The following is a 20,661-nucleotide window of genomic DNA, read 5'->3' as shown; positions in this document are numbered from 1 at the left end:
CTTTCTTTGTTGCGAAGCGACCACTAAAATTACCGTTGCTCCGCGATGTTTTCGTATGGTTGGCCGTCACTGAGCCATAATCGAGTGATAGAAATCGCCTCGAAGCGCCTTGTCGGCTTTCTCCTGAGCCTGCGACCAAGTCGTATCGGCGAGCTGGGCACGAACATCGTCCAATGCGACCGGGGTCATCGACAGCGAGTTGACACCGATGGCGGCAAGCACCACCGCAAGCTCCGGATCGGCGGCGGCCTCACCGCACACGCCTACCGGCATGCCGTTGGCGTTTCCCGCGTCGGCTATCATCTTGATGGCACGCAGCACCGCCGGATGCCATGCCGTCTGATAGTTGGAAACGGAACCAAGCGTACGGTCGGCAGCGAGCGTATATTGCGTCAGATCGTTGGTGCCGATGGAGACGAAATCAGCCACTTTGGAGACTTCTTCGGCCATGAAGGCGATGGAGGGGACCTCAGCCATGATACCGACCTTTTTCAGGCCTTTGGACTTGCCGAGCCTGACAAAATACTCGGCTTCCTGCTCGTCGGTGACCATGGGGACCATGACCCACAGATCGGCATCGGTCTGGGCGTCGGCGGCAGCCAAAGCATCGAGCTGATCGTTGAGGACCTTCTGATGGACACGCAACGTACGCAGGCCACGCAGGCCCAACGCCGGGTTCGGTTCATCTTCGGCAGTGAGGAACGGCAACGGCTTGTCGGCACCCGCGTCAAGCAAGCGGATGACGACCTTTTTGCCGGGAAAGCGGCTGAGCAGCTGCGCATACGCCTTGGTCTGCTCCTCGACGCCCGGAGCCTCCTCATTGCCGAGGAAAAGAAATTCCGTACGGAACAGACCCACGCCTTCCGCACCGTACTCAAACGCGGGATCGGCATCCTCGGGCTTGCCCACATTGGCCAACAGCGGGACGGGGTGGCCGTCCTTGAAGGAACCGGCCTTGCCACGAAGCTGTTTGGCCTGGGCCACTCGAGCCTTGACGGCTTCGGCCTGGGCGATCTGCTCGTCGGTCGGGTCGCAGATGACCTCACCGTGCCGGGCGTCCACCACCACGGTGGTGCCGTTTGCCAAATCATCGGCTCCCGTCGCAGAGACGACGGCGACAATGCCACGGGCACGCGCCAGAATCGCGGTGTGGCTCGTCGGCCCTCCCTGGCTGGTGACAATGGCCAGGACCTTGGTCAAATCAAGTGCAGCGGTATCTGCAGGGGAAAGATCCTGCGCCACCAAGACGAACGGCTTGTCGCTTTCCGGAACTCCCGGGGCCGCAACACCCATCAGATTGGCGATGACGCGCTGACCCACATCATGCAGATCAGCGGCACGCTCGGCCATATACCCGCCGAGAGCCGTGAGCGTCGTCTCGAATCCCGCAAAACCCTCGAAAGTGGCACGCTCGGCGCTCAATCCTTCGCGAATATGCTGATTAATCGATTCGGCGAGGGCTGGGTCTGCGGTCATTTGGGCCAAAGCCTCGAGAATCGGAGCCGCTTTCTTGGCTCCGTCATCACCTTGCGCAGCGTTCTTGGCACGAGCTTTGAGATTATCGTTCACCGCTTTCAACGAAACCGCGACTCTGGAAAGCTCGGCCTCTTCGCTTACTGAACTCTCGCGAGGCTGGTCGGAAGGTTGTGGCAACGGAGCCGAAAAACGCAAAACCGATCCGACTGCAGCGCCTCTGCCGATACCGGAACCTTCAATCTTCATCTTCGCTCCTTTGAGTACAAAACAGCCAACAATCATCATTGCCAGCTACGATGCATTTTCAGTAAACTGTTTCTGAATTTTGATAATACACTATAAAAACAGCTTTGTAAAGACGGTAAACGTTTTCTGAAAATCAGCTTTAGGGTGGCTTCAAGCTGCTATACTCATGCTCATGCGTACAAGCCTCAACGCATGCAGACAACCAAAGGAGTTTTCATGGCAACAGCACAACGCACCACGACCATCACCGATCCAGTAGGAATCCACGCCCGCCCGGCTTCGTCGTTTACCCAAGCGGTCGGCGAATCGGGTTGCACGGTGACCATCGCGAAGAAACCCGGCGAACCCGTCAACGCGGCCAGCATCCTTTCAATAATGGCCCTCGGCATCAAGCAGGGAGACACCGTGGAAATTACCGTCAACGGCGACGAAGCAGAGCAACAGGCCGATAAGCTCATCGAAATACTCACACAGGCCGAATAGCGAAAACAGCAATGCAGGCGGGCGAAAGATTGAACATTTCTCTATTCTTTCGCTCGTCTGCATGTATTGTGTAGAACAGTCATGGACACAATTAACAGATAAGGAGAAAAAAATTATAATTGAAATCGATGATGACGACGGCTTTGGTATTGCCCAAGCATAGAATCGTCACCGTACTATCGGATTGTTGTGGGGAGAAAGCATGAGACCGCGAGGCAGAGGCTCGGAACACATCAATCCGAACAATTCAATAACCGAAGTCGCAGCATTGGCGAATGTTTCGACAGCCACTGTTTCCAGGGTGCTTTCAGGACGCCGGAAAAAAGACGACGACATCGCCCGCAGAGTACGCGACGCTGCACAAAAACTGCATTATTCCGCGAATCCTGCCGCGAGCAGCCTGCGCAGCGATATCACCAATATCATCGCAGCCGTTATCGCCCAACCCATCGATTCGTTCTCAGCGAACCTGGTCACCGAACTGGAGTCCAAGGCGCGCGAATCCGGCAAGTATCTTCTGATAAGCACCGGCAAGAAGGAAGACGAACTTGAAGAGCGACTTCAGATGTTGCTCGAGCGTGGAGTCGACGGGATTGTCATCGTCCCCGGGCCCCGAATGGACCTTTCACCCGCCTTGGCCCAGCTTGCCGAAGAAAAGACGCCGATCATTCAGATCTCCGGGAAAAGCACCTCTACCCGCATCAACTGGATCGGGGTCGACGTAGCGACGGCAATGCAGGAAGCGATCACCCATCTCACCGATCACAACGGCACTTCGATCATGTTTCTGAACCCTCAAATCGACACCGACAACGCAACCGACGCCTTGGTGACATTCCAGTATTCCGATCAGATCACCGGCTATCTGCACGAACCGCGATGGATCACCTTCGGCGAATGCACGTTGCAACGCGGATACGACGACATTCTCAAGACTTTTCAAGACGACAACCGCGATCGGCCAAACGCCATACTTTGCGGATCGGATGAAGTGGCGGCCGGAGCCATCATGGCGTTGCGGCAACTGGGAATCTCGGTTCCCGATGAGGTCAATGTCATCGGCTATGGCGACACCTTGCTCGCGACGTCATGCCGGCCTTCGATTACGTCGTTGCGGCCGCCATACGAGGAGATGGCGCAGGAGGCCCTGCGGCTTATCGAGTTGAAACGCAGCGGCAAACGCCATCTTCCTTCGCATACGGCCTTTGCCCCGCAAGTGATCCGCCGGGAATCGACATCTTCGCCTCGCATCGGCACCAGCGACATGGCCGACCCGCGCTGATCATAAACAGTCAGGCGCGGGAAGTGCGGCTCACGCGTTCCTTACCCACAATCCTCAGCCAAACAGTCCTCGGCGTTTCAGCGACATGACGGAATACAAGTAATACAATATACGTAGATCTCACACCAGCAACGCGCAGAACAGGGCTTCGAAAAGCAGGGTCTGGTTGCCGTTGCCATTGAGCCGGCGACGGGCCACGGATATCGATTCGAGACGATCGACCACGCTCTGGCGGGTCAGGCGCTCGGCGAGGTTGACCAGGGACGAACGTTTCTCCTTGTTAATAAGACCGGCTGAATCCACCGCATTGTTCTGAATCACCGCGACGTCACGGTAGATGCTGGCGACGGTATTGAGGTCACGGTCGAGCACATCGCGGCTGCGTCTGGTGGCCCGGCGCTTGATATCGGCCTTTTTGCCGATCTGGTTGAAGGCGCCGCGAAGCTGCGGCGGAATTCGGTCCTTTTCACCCAGGCCGTTGATGCGCCGGAATTCGGCTTCCTGCGCTCCCGCCTTCTCTTCGACGTCGTTTTGCGCCTGGGCCTTGGCATTGTCGATGAGTTGGCCGGCGAGCAGCACGGCATCCGAGGCCTTGCCCATATTGAGCACACCTGAGACCAGTTCGGCGCGGTCGCCCCTCACGCGCTCGTTGGTGGCATAGAGCTTGGCCACGCCGATATGCCCTTCGGCCAGACGCGCGCATTGCTCGGCCAGTTTGGGTTCGATGTTCTCCTGCGTTTCCAGGAACTTTGCCACAGATTGCGTCGAAGGCACAGCAAGGTTGACGATACGCGTGCGCGAACGGATGGTCGGCAGCACGTCTTCGGCGCTTGGCGCGCAGAGGAGCCAGATGGTGTGGGGGCTCGGTTCCTCGACCTCTTTCAACAGCACGTTGGTGGTGCGTTCGAGCATGCGGTCGACGTCTTCGATGATGATGACGCGCCACGGCGCGATGCTGGGGGTCTGCTCGGAGGTCTCGATCAGGTCGCGGACCTCGTCGATGCCGATGGTCACCTTGTTCGTCGCCAATACGGTGACATCGGGATGCGTGCCGGCCAGCACCTGCTCGCTGGAACGCTCCGGCTCATCACCCAAGCCATGGCTCGGGCTCTCCAAAGCCGCGGCGAAAGCGCGCGCCACGTTGGAACGGCCGGATCCGGGAGGCCCGCAAATCAGCCACGACTGGGCGATGGCCTTGGGGTCGCCGGACGCAATGGCACGCAGCTGCCCCACGACCTGCTCCTGGCCGACGATCGAGTCCCATACGCTCATTGTTCCTCCGTTTTTCATCTGTTGCGCCATCACCACACTATTGCCTGCCGCCGATAGCTGATGACGAGAGCATGACGCCAATCTCCCATATGCCCTGTCCGAAGTCGACGTAATCGTCTGCACGATAGCCGCTACACGACAAATCGTCGCGCACCGAATCAGCTTGGTCAATCACCTGCAGATCGCAAACCATAAATCATGCATTACACGACAATAACTAAGCCTGCTTACCTGTCTTACAACCCACACGACCAATCCGCCAGCAGCTCATCGGCATCGCCGCGAATCTGCCGCCACACTTCATCGATCGGCTTCGAAGCATCAATGACCTTGAACCGCGACCGCTCAGCCGCCGCCAGGTCCAAGAACGCCTGTCGCGTACGCTGCTGAAACCCGTCGCCGGCCGATTCCATGCGATCTTCGCTGTGCTCAAGCCGATGATGCGAAACCGCAGGGTCCATATCCAGCAGGTACGTGCGCTCCGGCAGCAGGTTGTTCGTCGCCCAGAGACTCAGGTCGCGCACTTCCTCTTGCGTCAGCTCCCGCCCGCCGGCCTGATAGGCCAATGAGGAATCGATATAGCGGTCGGAAATCACCACCGCCCCACGTGCGAGCGCCGGTCGAATGACTTCGGCGACATGTTGGGCGCGATCGGCGGCGAACAGCAATGCTTCGGTACGCGGCGCGATATCGCCACCATGCAGCAGCAGCTGTCGCAAGGCGACCCCAAGCTTCGTACCGCCCGGCTCACGGGTGACCACGACCTCGCGTCCGAGTTCTTCGACGTAACGCTTCAGACGCTCGACCTGCGTGGTCTTCCCCACGCCGTCGACACCCTCAAACGAAATAAACACCCCGCTCATAATCCTCGATCCTACTTAAAACAATCTGTCAGAACGCTCAGTCGTTACGTCAGAGCCCCATATTCTTTATTCCGAACAAATCCAGATCTCCAGTTCAACCTGCTTTCAATATCCATCTTATGCGCGCATCGGATTCTATCAGCGGTCGAAATGATGATCTCCGAATGTTCTGTCCCAAGCACTGACGATAAAAGCATGCCGACGAGCCAAATCATTGCGAATCTTCTTCAGAATTTTCGGCGGAATCTTTCCCCTATTTTGCGCCAGCACCACATCGCCGTCCGCGCCAAGCACAAACTTCGCCATATCCCTGTCGCGTCCTTGCGAAACATGCACGTGAGCCCCGTGGTCTCCATCGTGGACGTTGAATGAAATCTCGTAACCTTTAATAATAAATTTTTCAGTCATCGCCGAACTCCCTATCGTCTTCGCGGGAGCCTTGTACCAAGTCATAATTCAACTTGTAATAATTCAAGAGAAATGGCATGAAATCATCGGGGAAATTCGAAGAAAGAACATTTCCCTTGTTGTCGAAGACCGCCTTGCGGCCATAATCGACTTCGGTAATCGTAACGGTATCTTCGGTATAGCCAAGCCGAACGCCGTCCATCTCAAAAAGGTCGTCACATTGCATGTTGCACCTCCTTTCCTCCTGCAATACCGCCAATTGTAGCGGAAAAGCGGGAGGACGAGAAGTGCCGCGAGCACCAGCACGATCAGACAGGTTGGGCGCATTGGCACCGTTGGAAATCCTTTTATTCGTCTTTGCAAATCTGCTCTTACTGGCTGAGTTCCGCCCATCAACAGGCCTTCGTTTGCCGCCGCTCAACGAGGATGAATACGCCACGTTCCGCTCCTTTCCTTCGACTCGAATCGCCTTTGATTCCATAGAAGCACAAAACGCGAGATTACCGTGACAAAATAGAGCACTGTGGTCGAATGATAGGGGTTATCCACATTTGAGGCGTGTCGCGGCCGACGCCAGCTAGTTATCCACATTCAGGGGTGCCGGCAGTCATCGCCTATCCACATCTATCGGCTATCAGCCAAATATTCGGCCAATCATCCACATTCGTCCGATTGCCGGTATGGGTTCAGCGCTTGCCGACATTGCTGATTCCACCAGCTGCCCCACGCCAGCCAATCCGCTCTATAACAACGTATCCCGTCCTGAGCCAACAGGAACGGGATACGCGACAGATCAGCAAATCAGCAGACCCTAAGCTTACTTCTTGACAGCCGACTTGCGGGTCGTGGTCTTCCTGGTGCTCTTACGCACCGTCGTCTTTTTGGCAGACGACGACTTGCGCGTACTCGTCTTGCGAGTCGTTGTCTTACGGCGGCCGCGACGCTTCGTCGGACCGGCGGCTCGTTTTTCGGCAAGCAGCTGGAAGGCGGTGGCCGGGTCGATGGACTCCGGGGTGTACTGCTTCGGCAGCGTGCGGTTGGTCTCGCCGTCGGTGATGTAGGCGCCGTAGAAACCGTCCTTGATGGTCACGTTCTTGCCGTTCTCCGGGTCGGCGCCGAGCTCGCGCAGCGGCGGTTTGGCCGCTCCCCTGCCGCGGCCGCGACCGTACTTTGGCTGGGCGAACAGTTCCTTGGCCTTGTCGAGATCGACGGTGAACAGTTCGTCCTCACTGCCGAGCGAACGCGTCTCGGACTTGCCGTCCGCACTCTTCTTGGTGAGGTAGGGGCCGTAACGTCCGTTGCTCGCGGTGACGACGGCCTCGCTGGTTTCACCGGTTTTGGCAACCGTCTCGTCGTATTTGCCGACTTCACGTGGCAGGCTCAGGAGCTTCAGGGCATCGTCGAGCGTGACCGTGTCCGGGCTCATGCTCTTGAACAGCGAGGCCATCTTGGGCTTGGGTACCGCGGATTTGGCGGTTTTTCTGACGCGGGTCTTGGCAGCGGGCTTGGACGACTTGGAGCCCTTGCCATCGGCCGCTTCGACGGAATCGGCGGCATTACCGGCTTTTGCGGCCTTCGCCGCAGCCGCCTTGGCTTCGCGTTCGGCCTTCATTTCCGCTTCGGCCTCAGGCGAGATCAGCGCGACATACGGCCCGAACCGGCCGCTGCGCACTTCGACGGTGCCGCCGGTCGCCGGATCCTTCCCCAATACGCGCGGTCCGCCGGCGTTGTTCTTGATCAGCTCGTGCCCGGCCTCGACGGTCAGCTCATCGGGCGCCATTGTCTCGGGAATCGAGGCGCGCTTGGGGTTGCCCTCGGCGTCGAGGTTCTTCGTATCCTCAAGATACGGGCCATACCGTCCGACACGCACCTGCAGACCGTCGCCGATCTCGATGGTGTTGATGGCGCGGGCGTCGATGTCGCCGAGCTGCGCGACTTGCTGCTGCAGGCCGGCGTGCGCGTCATCGGTGGATTTCGCGGTGTCCTCGCCGTCGCCGAAGTAGAAGCGGGTGAGCCACTCCTTGCTGGTCTCCTTGCCCTGCGCGATCTTGTCGAGCCCGTTCTCCATATCGGCGGTGAACTGGTAGTCCACGTACTTCGGGAAGTTCGTCTCGAGCAACTTGGTCACCGCGAAGGCGAGCCAGGAGGGAATCAACGCGCGGCCGCGCTCGTAGACGTAGCCGCGGTCGATGATGGTGGAAATGATGCTGGCATACGTCGACGGCCGGCCGATCTCCTTGGCTTCAAGCGTCTTGACCAGCGACGCCTCGGTGTAGCGGGCGGGAGGCTGGGTTTCGTGGCCGTCGGCGGTGACCGATGTGGCGTTGAGCACCTCGCCGGTTTTCATCGGCGGCAGTGCCTCATTGTCTTCGGACTTGCCCGATTTGGCGGTTGCCTTGGAATCCTTGGCCTTGACTGCGGCGGACGAAGAGGAAGCGGACCCCGAAGAACGACGCGGCCAGCCGGAGGCCTTGAGGAATCCAGGGAATTCGATGACGGTACCAGAAGCCTGGAAGATGGCCTCGCCGCGATCGCCGGCAGGTGCCGAAAGCCGCACGGTGGCGGTGAATCCCTTGGCGTCGGCCATCTGCGAGGCCAGCGTACGCTGCCAAATCAACGTATAAAGCTTCAGCTGGTCCGGCGGCACCTTCGTGGCCAGTTCGGACGGATCACGGAACGTCGAGCCAGCCGGACGGATGCATTCGTGCGCTTCCTGCGCGCCGGCCGTCTTGGTGGCGTACTGCTTGGGTTTGTCCGAAAGGTATTCGGCGCCGAAGTTCTTGGTGACGGACTGGCGCGCGGCGGCGATGGCCTCCTGCGAAAGCGTGACGGAATCGGTACGCATATACGTGATGAAGCCGTTTTCGTAGAGGCCCTGCGCCGCCCGCATGGTCTGGCGCGAGCTCATCGAGAGCCGGTTGCCGGCGGCCTGCTGCATGGTCGAGGTGGTGAACGGCGGCACCGGACGGCGGTGGTACGGCTTGGATTCCATCGAGACCACGGTGAATGGCGCGTGCTCGAGCGCGGCGGCGATGGCCTTGGTCTGGGCCTCGTCAAGCTGGCAGACATTGTCTTTCTTTGCGCCGGCAGTCAACGCACCGGTGGAGGTGAAATCGCGCGAAGTGGCCAAGCGAGAACCGCCCAGCGAGACCATACGCGATTCGAAATCGACGTTCTCGCCCTGCGCATCCGGGGCAGAAAGCTCGGCGATGACATCCCAGTACGGCGAGCGCACGAACGCCATGCGTTCCCGTTCGCGCTCCACGATAAGCCTGGTGGCCACGGATTGCACGCGCCCCGCAGAAAGCCCTGGGCCGACCTTGCGCCAGAGCACCGGCGAAAGCTCATAGCCGTAAAGTCTGTCGAGCACACGGCGCGTCTCCTGGGCGTCGACCATGTTGGCGTCCACGTCGCGGGTCTTGCCCACGGCGGCACGAATGGCGGTAGGCGTGATCTCGTGGAAGACCATGCGGTGCACCGGCACCTTCGGCTTGAGCGTCTGCACCAGGTGCCACGCGATGGCCTCGCCCTCGCGATCCTCATCAGTCGCGAGGTAGAGTTCGCTGGCGTCCTTCAGCGCGCTTTTGAGCTGCGCGACGGTTTTCTTCTTCTCCGGCCCGACGATGTAATACGGTTCGAAGCCGTCGTCGACGTCCACGCCGAAGCGGCCGAACTTCTCCTTCTTGCTGGCCGGCACCTGGCTGGGTTGCGCCAAGTCGCGGATATGGCCGACAGAAGCCATGACCGTATAGTCCTTGCCGAGATATCCGCCGATTTTCTTCGCCTTGGTCGGGGATTCCACGATGACAAGTTTCTTACCAGTCGCCATAACCGCTCCTTCACGTTTCGAGGTTACGTTTGACATACTACCCACAGCATACAGCGAACAATCACTGTAGCGTGTGGCACAACATAATAATAAGGACTACCACACTGCACCGAACAACCGCGCTATCACGCTATACCGAAGTGTACCCACATAGAAAAAGGAGTACAGCAAAGCACCTGGTTAACGTCCCTAAAAACCACAAAGCAATCCGAACTTTGAATCTGCTTTCAGATCTCCCACCCTCAATTCAGCGCATATTGTTGAGGCATGAATCGCCGTAAAACGATATTTCATATTGGCTAAATCTCTTATCGACCACCGGTTAAATACTCCATTTAACCGTCCAATATGCCAAGTATTCTTTCAGTCTGGGGGAAATACGGCATTTGCATATCAATTGCCACATTCTTACTTACTCGAGAATGGAAGGGAAGAAAATGCGTAAGGGCGCATAAAGCCCGACCGGTATCGTCGTAGCCACGGCGGTACCGATGACGCAGGTGCTTCAACCCCAGTTGAAAAGGAGCGGCCAATAGCAGATTACTCAATAATCCGAGTGAAGGGCTACGCGACGTCTGCCGTTGTGCGGCCCTTTTTTAATCTCCGAAAACAGCGCAAGCGTTTATCGGCACAAGCTCGGAAGCCGAACCTCAGCGCCGTCTTGCCGGCCTATGACCAAAAACACAATATAATGCTGGTGCTCCAGCATCCGCGCCGTTACAATGGCAACCGAAACGCTCAAAATCAAGAATCCAGAGAATAAAGCACCGTGACCAAAACGCCAGCGACAAGCAAGAACGATCCGACCTGCCAGAAGGCAGGAGACACGACAGCCGATATCCAAAATACAGGCAAGGCAGCGCTGCGCGAACCATCGGCAACCGACGCCCCGACCTACGACCGAGACGAACGCAGACGCGTCAACCGACAGATACTGGCGTTGGCCATTCCCACTTTCGGCCAGCTCATCGCCGACCCGCTTTTCGTCCTGATCGACACGGCCATCGTGGGCCACATCGGCGACACCGCGCTGGCCGGGCTTTCCATTGGCTCGACGGTGCTTTTGACCGTAGCCGGGCTGTGCAACTTCCTCGCCTACGGCACCACCTCGCGCGTCGGCCAGCTCATGGGCGCTGGGCGCAAACGCGAGGGGCTTGAGACCGGCGTCGACGGACTGTGGCTGGCGCTGATCATCGGCGTCGTCATTTCGGCGGCGTTCTTCCTCGGAGCGCGTCCCCTGTGCGCGTTGATGGGAGCGCGCGGCGACGTACTCGACAACGCGACGATTTATCTGCAAGCCGTCATTTTCGGGCTGCCCGGCATGTTGCTGGTCTATGCGGCCAACGGCATCTTCCGTGGCCTGAAAAAGGTGCGTATCACGCTGGTCGCCGCCGTTGCGGGCGCAATAGTCAACACCCTGCTCGATTTTCTTTTCGTCTTTGGGTTGGGCCTGGGGATCATGGGCTCCGGGCTGGCGACGCTCATCGCGCAATGGTTCATGGGTATCTATCTGGTCATCCCCTCTCTGAAATGGGCGCACGACGCCGGAGCAACACTGGCGCCACGCCTCGCCGGCATCACCTCCACCGCAGCCGACGGCCTGCCGCTCTTTATCCGCACGCTGGCCCTGCGCATCTGCCTGGTGGCCACCGTCGTGCTCGCCACCCACATGGGCACCGAGGTCCTCGCCGGCTACCAGGCCGTCAACTCGAGCTGGAACTTCGTGCTGAACATGCTCGACGCCATCGGCATCTCCGGCCAGGCGCTTATCGCCACCGAGATTGGCGCAAAGCGCTACGGCCGCGCCCGCGAAATGACGCGGATTTCGGCACGGGCCGGGTTCTACGGCGGCATCGGCATCGGAATCGCCCTCATCGTCTTCGGCCTGTTCGCCGCCCCGATGTTCAGCCCCAACCCCGCCATCCAGCACCTCATCGTCATCGGCACTCTCGTCGTGGCCGTCTTCCTGCCGCTCGCAGGCTGGATGTGGGCGCTCGATGGCATCCTCATCGGTGCGGGCGACTACCAATATCTCGCCGTCACCTGCTCGATCGTCACCGTCGTCTACCTGCCGCTGGTGCTGGTCCTGAACTTCATCGACGGCGCCTACAACCCCAACGCCGCCGTGCGCATGGTGCTGCTTTGGGCCGTCTTCAACGTCGTCTTCATCGGCGGCCGTTCGCTGTTCAACGGCCTGCGCGCCCGCGGCGACAAGTGGATGAAGAAGTAAACCTCACACACCCGAACCGGGGTATTTAATACAGGAACCGCCATTTTCCGCCATTGTTTTTTAAATACCCCACTTTAGGTGTGCCACCATCGCAATATCTGCTTACCAATGTCCCTACCTTCGATAGTATTTGTTAGTTAGCTAACGAATTAATTTTCGGGTCGTTTCCAAGATCCGACCGTTGAGAAGGCAAGTACACAATGACCGATACACCGGACGGACGCCCGGAGAATTATGGACGTCTGCTGCAGCAAGCGTCAAACAGTATGGGGCAGGCACTCGGAAGATTCGCCGCAAGATACGGGCTTACGGAAGTGCAAATGGCCGTCATCAACTTCATGAGCTCGCAACCGGGCGGGCAGGTGGCCCAGCACGCCATCGAGGAGGAGTTCCATATCCAGCGCTCCACCGTCACCGTAACCCTGCAACGCATGGAGGCACGAGGCCTGCTCACCCGCGAGCAGGCGCCGGACGACGCTCGGCGCAAGACCGTCCGTCTCACTGCCCGCGCCACGCGTGACGTCGAGGCCATCCACAATTACATCGACGGCGAACAACGCGAGTTCGAGCGCCGCTTCTCACCCGCACAAATCGCGGATTTCAAGGCCGCACTGTCCTTCTTTGCCCACCAACAAAACGATGAACAAGAAATCGAATCGGCCCCTCCTCGCTAATCGAATGGGCTTGCCGATATTCAACAGAATGATCACTACCGAATACAACCGAAATCATGCAACTTCATATGTATCCGTCATAAGTTCAATTTTCGGGCATCTTGGTGCACCAAGCAGCCTCATTTTGGAAGAATGACCCACATTTCTCCAAAAAACAGGCATCTTGGTGCACCAAGCAGCCCGAAAAACGCAAATTAACGGCCCAATCATCAAAAAACAGCCATCTTGGTGCACCAAGATCAATGAAATTGGCACTTTAGACGGCATAGACACCAAATATCCGATACATTCAAGAAAGCCACTATCCATGACATCACATACACCAACAACAACAGCGCCTACGGACACCGCTCGGTCGCAGACACAACCTGCAAAAATCCCCGGCAAAGTCTTCGGCGCCATCATCGCCGCCGGTCTGCTTTCGCTGAGCGGCGTGACCGTCGAAACCGCCATGAACGTCACGTTCCCGACGCTTATGAAGGAATTCGGCATCAACACAGAAACCGTGCAATGGGTGACGACGGCCAACCTCCTGACCATCGCCATCGTCGTGCCCCTAAGTGCCATGCTCAAGGCGCGTTTCCGTACCAAGTCGCTCTTCCTCGTGGCGAACCTGTCGTTCCTTGCCGGCCTGATCCTCGAAATCGTCACACCGAACTTCGCACTTCTGGTCACCGGCCGCGTCATCCAAGGCATCGGCGCCGGCATCGCACTGCCACTGATGTTCAACATCATCCTGGAAACGGTGCCACCGCAGCGCATCGGCCTGATGATGGGCTTCGGCACGCTGCTGACCGCTGTCGCCCCGGCCATCGGCCCGACCTTCGGTGGCGTCATTGTCTCCAACAACAGCTGGCGCGTCATCTTCGCATGCCTCATGCCCGTCGTCATCATCTCACTGATTCTCGGCATCACCTGCATCCAGCAAATCAGCGAAATCCGCAAAGTCTCCTTCGATATTCCGAGCATCGTCCTCATCGCGCTGACCTTCGGTGGCCTGATCTATGGCTTCAGCTCCATGACCACCAAGCCGATTCTGAGCATCCAGGTCGGCGGCGCCATCGTCGTCGGGCTCGTCGCGCTCGTGCTCTTCTGCACCCGTCAGTTGAAGATTACGGCCCCGATCATCGATATCCGCACCCTGCGCAATCTGCGCTTCTCCGGCTTCGTCATCGCGTTCTTCCTCCAGCAGGTCGTCTCGCTCGGCCTCTCGTTCATCCTGCCGAACTACCTGCAGCTGGCCGACCATTCCTCTGCGCTCGTCGCCGGCCTCACCCTGCTTCCAGGCGCGGTGCTCGGCGCAGCCTTCGCCCCACTTGGCGGGCACATCCTCGACATCGTGGGCGCGAAACCGACACTCATCTTCGGCGGCGTAGCGGCCATTGCGGCAATGACATGCTTCTTCACCTTCGGCCATAATCTCACCAGCGTGGCCGCGGCCGCCATCTATCTGCTTTACATGTTGGGCATCGGCATCAGCTCGGCCAACATCATGACCACCGGCCTTTCGCACTTGAGCGGCAAAGAGCAGAGCATGGGCAACGCCATCTTCAACACCGCCCAGCAGTTCGCGGGCGCGGTCGGCACCTCCATCGCCGCCGCCATCCTCGCCGCCGGTCAGGCCGCCACCTCCGATATCGCTGCGGGAACGGCGAACGGTGCAGTCATGGCCTTCGGCGTACTGCTCGTCGCCCTCGTCATCGAGTTCGTCGACATCCTCCGCGCGCTGTTCTAGGCCACGCCGTTCTAGGCTGTGTCTGCGAACAGAGTCGCTTGTGATCGCTCCCGCACATAGCAACAACGGCTATGATGACGCTACATATTCGTCATCACAGCCGTTTTGTATCCGAAGTCAATTCAATATCACGAACCGTCTCGGGATCACGAACCGATTCAAATCAAGTCAACTCAAGCCATCAGCGATTCCTGAAATGTCGGCATTCCGATGATTCTGAGATCCGTCGCGACAGGCCGCGCTCAGTTTCCGAGCGCATCCTTGATCGCGCCGACAAACGCATCAAGGTCCGCAGGTTTGCGCGACGTGATGAGCTTCCAGCCCTCGGCGTCGTCGACGTGAACTTCCTCGTCGACGTACGTGCCACCCGCGTTCTCGAGGTCCGCGGCGATATAGCGGCAGGCGGTCAGCGTCTTGCCTTTGAGCATGTCGGCGTTGACCAGAAGCCACGCACCATGGCAGACCGAGGCGATCGGCTTGCCCGCGGCCGCAAAGTCCTGCGCGAGCTTCTGCGCCGCCGGGTCGACACGCAGACGGTCGACGTTGCAGGTGCCACCGGGCACGACGAGCATGTCGAAATCGTCGGCGGAAACCTGAGCATACGTGGTATCAGGCTCGACGATTTCGCCGACATACCGGTCGTGCCGCACGGTCTCGATCGGCGCGAGCTCCGAGGCAGCCAACGTCACCTGTGCCCCAGCGGCCCGCAGATCGCGCAGCGGCCGGGTCATCTCGGTCTCCTCGATTCCCCAGTTGCGTACGATAATCAGTACTTTCGCGTCGCTCACCGATGTAGCCATAATGCCGTCTCCTTACATTTCGAACATCAACATTCTCATTGTATATAAAGGAACTCTGAACCCGAACCGAATCGGGTGACGGGATTCACTATCTTGCCTACTTTCGCGTTTGCTGCCCGCACTTGATGCTGTAAAGCGCCCAATTTTTGGCATAAGGGCCGTAGGAACTGAAATCACGCACCTTGACGAGCGTGCCCGCCTTCACATAACCGTCGATCAGGTCCTGACGATGGAACGTATCGTACTGCTGGCGGAACGTGAACATCTGCAGACTAGGCGCCTGCGGGCCCATCGCCAGGAAGTATTTCGGCACCTTGCCGTCGACGGGGCAGGTCGTGGCGGTCAGCTTCGCAGGGTCTCCCGATTCGAACGCCGATTCGGTGGCCGCGAAGATCGCACCGTTCTTTTCGTGCATCGCGTTGTAGATCGGATAGAGCATATTGGCATCGAACATCGCCGAGCCGTACATCGAACCGTTGAGCGGATCGGAGATGATCAACGAGGCGTTACCGGTCAGTTTGACGGTTTGCTTCAGCACGTCATATTTGGCGCGCGTAAGCTGTTCGTTTTCGGGTTTGCCCGCCAACGTGGTATTGGAAGCCAATGACTGCCCCAAGACCTGGCGCGGCACATTGCCGAACTGGCAGGAAATCGCGAGCGCCGCCAACACCATGATCGACGCCGCCTTCCCGCCGTTGCGTGAAAGCCAGCCTGCGGAGACCCGACCGGCAGCACGTTGCAAGACCTTCGCGCCCGAACCGGAATCATGCGGGGTATCGGCAGTGCCATCGGTCCCGCTGTCGTCACCTCCGCACGAGCAGGACACCGCACATGCCGCAAAGACCAACAGCGGGATGACGGCGAACGGAATCATCGTCAGCGGCCGGGTCTCGGCGCGATACCATGCGGCGGCCACGATATTCGGGAACCAGCCGGTCAGCGAGGTCGAGCAGACATACACGAGCCCGACCAGCACAAACGCGAGAACCAGCGACACGGCGTCTTTGGCCATCATGTGCGCAGGGGCAGTGGATCGCGGAGGGAACCTGTGGCCACGGGAATCAACCGTGTCGGAATCACATCCGGCATCCGTTAAGACATCAGATCCAGCCAATCCAGCGGCGGACATGTCATCTTTGCCGTTCCCAGATTGGGCAACAACCGATTTTTCGGCATCGCAGAGAGGATTATCGGCTGAAATACCGGCGGAGACGTTGGCATCTGCCGAACCGTCACCGACCTCTTCACCGTCTGCGCGGCCGTCGAATTTGATAATCACAAGTCTCGATTTGACATAACGCAATACAACAGCGAGCGCCGCCACCAGTGCGGCCACGACCACCACGGCCATGAACCATCCGGCGGCACCGCCTATATTGTCGGTGAACAAGACGTGCAAGGCATCCGGCACGGTGCGGTTGGGCTTGTAGGTATGGAACCAGCTGGACGGGTCGAAATAGCGGGACGAATGATAGTGCCCGATCATATAGAAGAAGAATGCGACCGCACAGACCACAACGGCAGCAAACAGGCCGGCAATGGCTTTCCACGGCAGGCGCATGAGCATGAACGGTGCCATCAACAGCAGCCAGGTGAAGGCGATGCGCGGGTGCGCGAAGATGCAGAGCAGACCGAGCAATACGGTCGTAACCAACCACCGTGAGATACGGTAGCGCTCGGCGATGGCGTCGAAAAGACGCAGCGTCGCATACAGCCAGAACGGCAGGAGCGTGGTGGCCAAACCGAACGCGATCAGCGGGCCGGAAACCAGCATCTGGAACGGATGGCTGGCCGAAGCGACCGCGAGCAAGGGCACGATCAGCATCATCGCGCACGAGAAAGGCCTGCAAGAAGTCGAACCGGAATCGACGATCTCATCCCAACCGTCGTCTTCGCTGCCACCGGCGGAAAGGGTTTCGGCTGCCGTTGCCACACCGCTAGGCGAAGACGAATGACGCAACCCACGTTTCGCTGATTTCCCTTTACCCTTCACGGGGCTCAAAGCGATGTGAACGGAAGATTCGAGGCCGCGCCATCCTTCGACGAATCCGCCATCGACCTTTCGCGTGAAATAGCTGGCCCACAGCGACACCCCGGCCGGCCAGACAAGCCCGGAAGTCACCAGCCAGACGGTGTTGAAGGCAGTGTAGATATTGATTTTGATATGCAGAAGATTGCCGAGTGAAACGAGCGAGGCCGCAAGAATGTGGAACAACGGCGGGTAGTAAGCGTCGTTCGGCCATAGCCGGGTCGCGGCACCGAGACCTTCACGTAGCAGCTTGCGAATGAAATAGTAATGGGCCGGCGCATCGATCTCCTGCAACGGCAGGTTCCACATGTCCCCGGTTTTGGGAAACCATGCCAAGACGATGCCGAATGCAGCCAGCACGCCGGCAACCGAACATATCGGCAATGCGGCATGGCCCAAGCGTTGTTTCCATTTCGTATTCATTACCGGCCATCCTACCTGCCGGGCCGAGGTTTTATCCGCAGATGCCCCAACATGTACCAAAATCACAACAACAGAAAAACAGATGGACCAAATACTTCCTTCCCGGTATTGCGAAGCGAATCAAGTCTTCGTGTCACTTCAAAACGGAAATTCCCAGAAAACTTTCATCATTTCTCTAGGTTTTGTTCGCTTCATTCAAGTTTCGTCACATATACTGGTGTCTGTTGCCCATGCTGCGGCCTAGCATCGAAAGGGTGCAAGCCCAAATGGCGGGAAACATGCGGTGTCTGAATGTCACGCTCGGCAGGATAGCTTTCAACGCGGCAAACTACAGGCCTCAAACACAGGAGAAATAGATGTTCGTGCTAACCAATGCTTGGTCTTCGGTGATACGTCATACATGGCGCAGCATCATGATGCTCCTTGTCGCCGGAATCATGATATTCGGCGTCGTATTCGCCTCTGCCGTATCCAGCGCGTCCGGCAAAGCGCATGGCGATGCGTATCAGGCACAGGCGCCTGTCGCCGTTATCCGTCCAAACGCCGCGATGGAGAGCACGCTCAAGGGTGACGACGTTGCAAGCGTGAAGAAGTACATGTCCTTCGACGACTACGGTACGTACGCGATGTCGCTGCAGCAGATCGGCGTGCAACAGCCGCAATTCTCCATCGGGATGTCGCTGCCGATGCGCCAGACCGGCTCGATCAAGGCCATACCGGGTCAAAACGACGCAAGCACCAAGAAAACCGGCGGTGAAACCACGCTTTACGGATACTTCGACAAAGACGGCGTCACCATCAACCCTTGGGGCGCTTTCAAGGTAACCCAAGGAAAATCCTTGGACTACCAAGCCAAAGACGGCAAGAACGTGCTGGTATCCGTTGCCTTCGCCCGCAAGAACAACCTGCATGTAGGCAGCACGTTCAAGCTCGGCAATCCCGAGACAACAGACACCTACCAACTCAAAGTGCGTGGCATCTACACGTACACCGACCCCGCGCCGGCCGGGCACGGCAGCGACGCGAAACTGGCCAAGGACAACCGCGACAACGCCATCTACGCCGAACCGATGGTCCTGACCGCGAACAAACTCTTCAGCGAAAACCCCAAAGGCTGGCTGAACCCACGTTATGACGTCGGATTCAAACTCGAAAACGTCGACCAATACAAGGCCTTCGCACGAGCGGCCAAATCGATGAAGCTGCCGAAGGGCTATGAAATCAGCTCGCCGACGCTCGACCGCTACAACAACAAGCTCAAACCGTTGGATTCGCTGAACAACGTGATGGGCAAAGTTCGTATCGGCCTCTACGCAGGCGGCGGCGTCGTTTTGCTGCTGCTCGTAGGGCTCGCGCTGCGTCGACGCACCGAAGAGATCAGGATGGACATGATCATCGGCGTCACCCGCGCCCGTGTGGGCTGGCAGTTCTCTTTGGAGACCTTGATGCCTATGGTTCCGGGACTGTTGATCGGCGGGATCGCCGGGGCGCTGTCCGCCAAACCGTTGGGGCGTGCGTTGGCCGGAGGAATCGCCACACCTGCCGTATCCGCGTGCTGGATGGCCATGTGGTACTCCATCGCCATCGTTGCCGCACTGGCTGTCATCGCCTTCTTCCGGGCTGTTTTCGCTGGCACTTCCCATATCTTCGACGTACGAGACACCCTGTCTAATAACAACACGGAGGCTCAAGCATGAGCAAGAACACCGATTCGAAAGACACAGCCATGAACAACGAGCCGAATGATAAAGAACAGGACAATCAGGGCGAAAACGCAAAGGACACTTCGGCGGTCGACTATGATGTCGTTTTCGACGATGACGATGATGCCCTTGACCTCGGCAGCCTGGCAGCTTCCGGCCAAGGTCCTGACGACGTTGCCGACAGTGACGACGGTGACGACGCGAATAACGACATACACGACGAGGATTCTTCCACGGCGGACGCGAAAGCCGAAGAGAGCATCGACGACAAGGCCATTGCCGACGGCGCAGCGACCTCGAACGCGCACCGTGTCAACGAAACCCTCGGATTGGCCGTGCAGGCTGAGGACGAGTTGAACGTACACGTTGCAAAGTCCCCCGCCATCGAACCGGCCACCGCGCTTTCTTCGCGACTCGACAAAGAGACCATCGCCGAAGCCGACATCCTGCTGAAGCCGAATCCGACCTTCGCACTCGATCATGTCACCTTCACCAATCGCAAATCCGGTCGAAACGTTTTGGACAACATCGATTGGGGCTTCTTTGCCGGCTCGCTCTACGCCATCACCAAAGCCGACGACGAGCAACGTCGGGCGCTTCTGGCGGTTTCCGCCGGCTTCTACCGGCCGGATAGCGGCCAAGTCATGGTGAAAAGCCAAAGCCTTCTGGAGCTTGAGACCAACGAAATCCGCGGACACCGCATTGGCCTGATCACTCAGCGTTACAGCCTGCGTGGCGACCTTGACGCGCTGACCAATCTGACCTTCACCATGCGCGCTTCCGGACGCACGTTCCTTAAGCCGATTCCCGTCGTGGCGCGTGATGTACTGAAGTATGTCGATTTCGGTGAAGCGGCCACCGGGGTGAAAGCGACCGACCTCAAACCAGTCGATCAGCGTCGACTGGCCATCGCGCGGGCTATCTGCTGTGAGGCCACCGTCATTCTCGCCGACGACCCGGTCGGCGGTCTGAAAGGCGATGACCGCGAAGCCATCCTCGGCCTGCTTTCGCGTATCGCGCACGCTCAGGACCCGAAGCGCTGCGTCATCGTTCTGGTTCCCGGCTTTGGCGCGGAAAGTGCCGAAACCGCCAGCAACAGCACAGCTGAAGACACCGATTCCGACGCTGAGGCAGACGAATACACCAGCGAAACGGATTATGAAGCCAAGGCCGACAAGGTCTACTCGTTCTGAGTCAGCCATATCCCG

General features: G+C 58.5%; 16 protein-coding genes. 7 read left to right on the top strand and 9 right to left on the bottom strand.

The features are described 5' to 3' along the window. Nucleotides 1-66 precede the first annotated feature (66 nt). Nucleotides 67-1,722: a phosphoenolpyruvate--protein phosphotransferase gene (gene ptsP / locus OZX71_RS00955; RefSeq protein WP_277160165.1), complete on the bottom strand. Its 1,656-nt coding sequence runs from the start codon at nt 1,720-1,722 to the stop codon at nt 67-69. 216 nt (nt 1,723-1,938) lie between these two features. On the opposite strand from ptsP, the gene OZX71_RS00950 reads away from it, so the two are divergent. Both OZX71_RS00950 and OZX71_RS00945 read left to right on the top strand, forming a co-directional pair. Beyond that, the gene (locus tag OZX71_RS00950; protein WP_277145808.1) at nt 1,939-2,205 is read left to right on the top strand and encodes an HPr family phosphocarrier protein; all 267 of its coding nucleotides are present in this window, start codon (nt 1,939-1,941) and stop codon (nt 2,203-2,205) included. Nucleotides 2,206-2,407: 202 nt separating this feature from the next. After that, complete coding sequence (locus OZX71_RS00945; protein WP_277160164.1) at nt 2,408-3,487, top strand: LacI family DNA-binding transcriptional regulator; 1,080 nt, start codon at nt 2,408-2,410, stop codon at nt 3,485-3,487. Nucleotides 3,488-3,607: 120 nt separating this feature from the next. Here OZX71_RS00945 and OZX71_RS00940 read toward each other — a convergent pair whose 3' ends face one another. The 6 genes from OZX71_RS00940 to topA form a co-directional block, all read right to left on the bottom strand. Then, a complete protein-coding gene (locus OZX71_RS00940) occupies nt 3,608-4,759 on the bottom strand; it encodes a DNA polymerase III subunit delta' (protein ID WP_277160615.1) in 1,152 nt (383 codons plus the stop codon). A gap of 37 nt (nt 4,760-4,796) precedes the next feature. Continuing rightward, nucleotides 4,797-4,952 (bottom strand): hypothetical protein, encoded by a 156-nt coding sequence (locus OZX71_RS00935; protein ID WP_277145811.1) that lies wholly within the window; start codon nt 4,950-4,952, stop codon nt 4,797-4,799. Between the two features lie 43 nt (nt 4,953-4,995). Beyond that, nucleotides 4,996-5,622, bottom strand: coding sequence for a dTMP kinase (gene tmk / locus OZX71_RS00930; RefSeq protein ID WP_277160163.1), 627 nt, complete (start codon nt 5,620-5,622; stop codon nt 4,996-4,998). A gap of 138 nt (nt 5,623-5,760) precedes the next feature. Further along, entirely contained in the window at nt 5,761-6,030 is a 270-nt protein-coding gene (locus OZX71_RS00925; RefSeq protein WP_277160162.1) for a DUF4160 domain-containing protein, read from the bottom strand. Further along, on the bottom strand, nt 6,023-6,469 hold the full coding sequence (locus tag OZX71_RS00920; RefSeq protein WP_277160161.1) for a hypothetical protein: 447 nt from the start codon (nt 6,467-6,469) through the stop codon (nt 6,023-6,025). Before OZX71_RS00920 ends, OZX71_RS00925 begins: the two co-directional genes overlap by 8 nt. 378 nt (nt 6,470-6,847) lie before the next feature. Next, nucleotides 6,848-9,859, bottom strand: a complete 3,012-nt coding sequence (gene topA, locus OZX71_RS00915) for a type I DNA topoisomerase (RefSeq protein ID WP_277160160.1) — start codon at nt 9,857-9,859, stop codon at nt 6,848-6,850. A gap of 862 nt (nt 9,860-10,721) precedes the next feature. Here topA and OZX71_RS00910 point away from each other — a divergent pair. From OZX71_RS00910 to OZX71_RS00900, 3 genes are all read left to right on the top strand, one after another. After that, nucleotides 10,722-12,089, top strand: a complete 1,368-nt coding sequence (locus OZX71_RS00910) for an MATE family efflux transporter (RefSeq protein WP_277160614.1) — start codon at nt 10,722-10,724, stop codon at nt 12,087-12,089. Nucleotides 12,090-12,289: 200 nt separating this feature from the next. Further along, the gene (locus tag OZX71_RS00905; protein WP_277160159.1) at nt 12,290-12,763 is read left to right on the top strand and encodes a MarR family winged helix-turn-helix transcriptional regulator; all 474 of its coding nucleotides are present in this window, start codon (nt 12,290-12,292) and stop codon (nt 12,761-12,763) included. Nucleotides 12,764-13,070: 307 nt separating this feature from the next. Then, the gene (locus OZX71_RS00900) at nt 13,071-14,498 is read left to right on the top strand and encodes an MFS transporter (protein WP_277160158.1); all 1,428 of its coding nucleotides are present in this window, start codon (nt 13,071-13,073) and stop codon (nt 14,496-14,498) included. 242 nt (nt 14,499-14,740) lie between these two features. Here the strand turns inward: OZX71_RS00900 and OZX71_RS00895 are convergent, their stop codons facing one another. Beyond that, nucleotides 14,741-15,298 carry a type 1 glutamine amidotransferase domain-containing protein gene (locus tag OZX71_RS00895; RefSeq protein ID WP_277145818.1) on the bottom strand — a complete coding sequence of 186 codons (558 nt, stop codon included), beginning with the start codon at nt 15,296-15,298 and terminating at the stop codon, nt 14,741-14,743. A gap of 97 nt (nt 15,299-15,395) precedes the next feature. Beyond that, complete coding sequence (locus OZX71_RS00890; RefSeq protein WP_348519529.1) at nt 15,396-17,834, bottom strand: DUF6541 family protein; 2,439 nt, start codon at nt 17,832-17,834, stop codon at nt 15,396-15,398. A 329-nt stretch (nt 17,835-18,163) separates the two neighbouring features. On the opposite strand from OZX71_RS00890, the gene OZX71_RS00885 reads away from it, so the two are divergent. Continuing rightward, nucleotides 18,164-19,447 carry an ABC transporter permease gene (locus OZX71_RS00885; protein WP_277145820.1) on the top strand — a complete coding sequence of 428 codons (1,284 nt, stop codon included), beginning with the start codon at nt 18,164-18,166 and terminating at the stop codon, nt 19,445-19,447. After that, a complete protein-coding gene (locus OZX71_RS00880) occupies nt 19,444-20,646 on the top strand; it encodes an ATP-binding cassette domain-containing protein (RefSeq protein WP_277160156.1) in 1,203 nt (400 codons plus the stop codon). The genes OZX71_RS00885 and OZX71_RS00880 overlap by 4 nt, the downstream gene beginning before the upstream one ends. The last annotated feature ends 15 nt before the right edge of the window (nt 20,647-20,661 follow it).

This window comes from Bifidobacterium sp. ESL0764 (genome assembly GCF_029395515.1).
In the GTDB taxonomy this organism is placed as follows: Bacteria; Actinomycetota; Actinomycetes; order Actinomycetales; family Bifidobacteriaceae; genus Bifidobacterium.
This window is presented reverse-complemented; position numbering and strand designations above follow the sequence as displayed.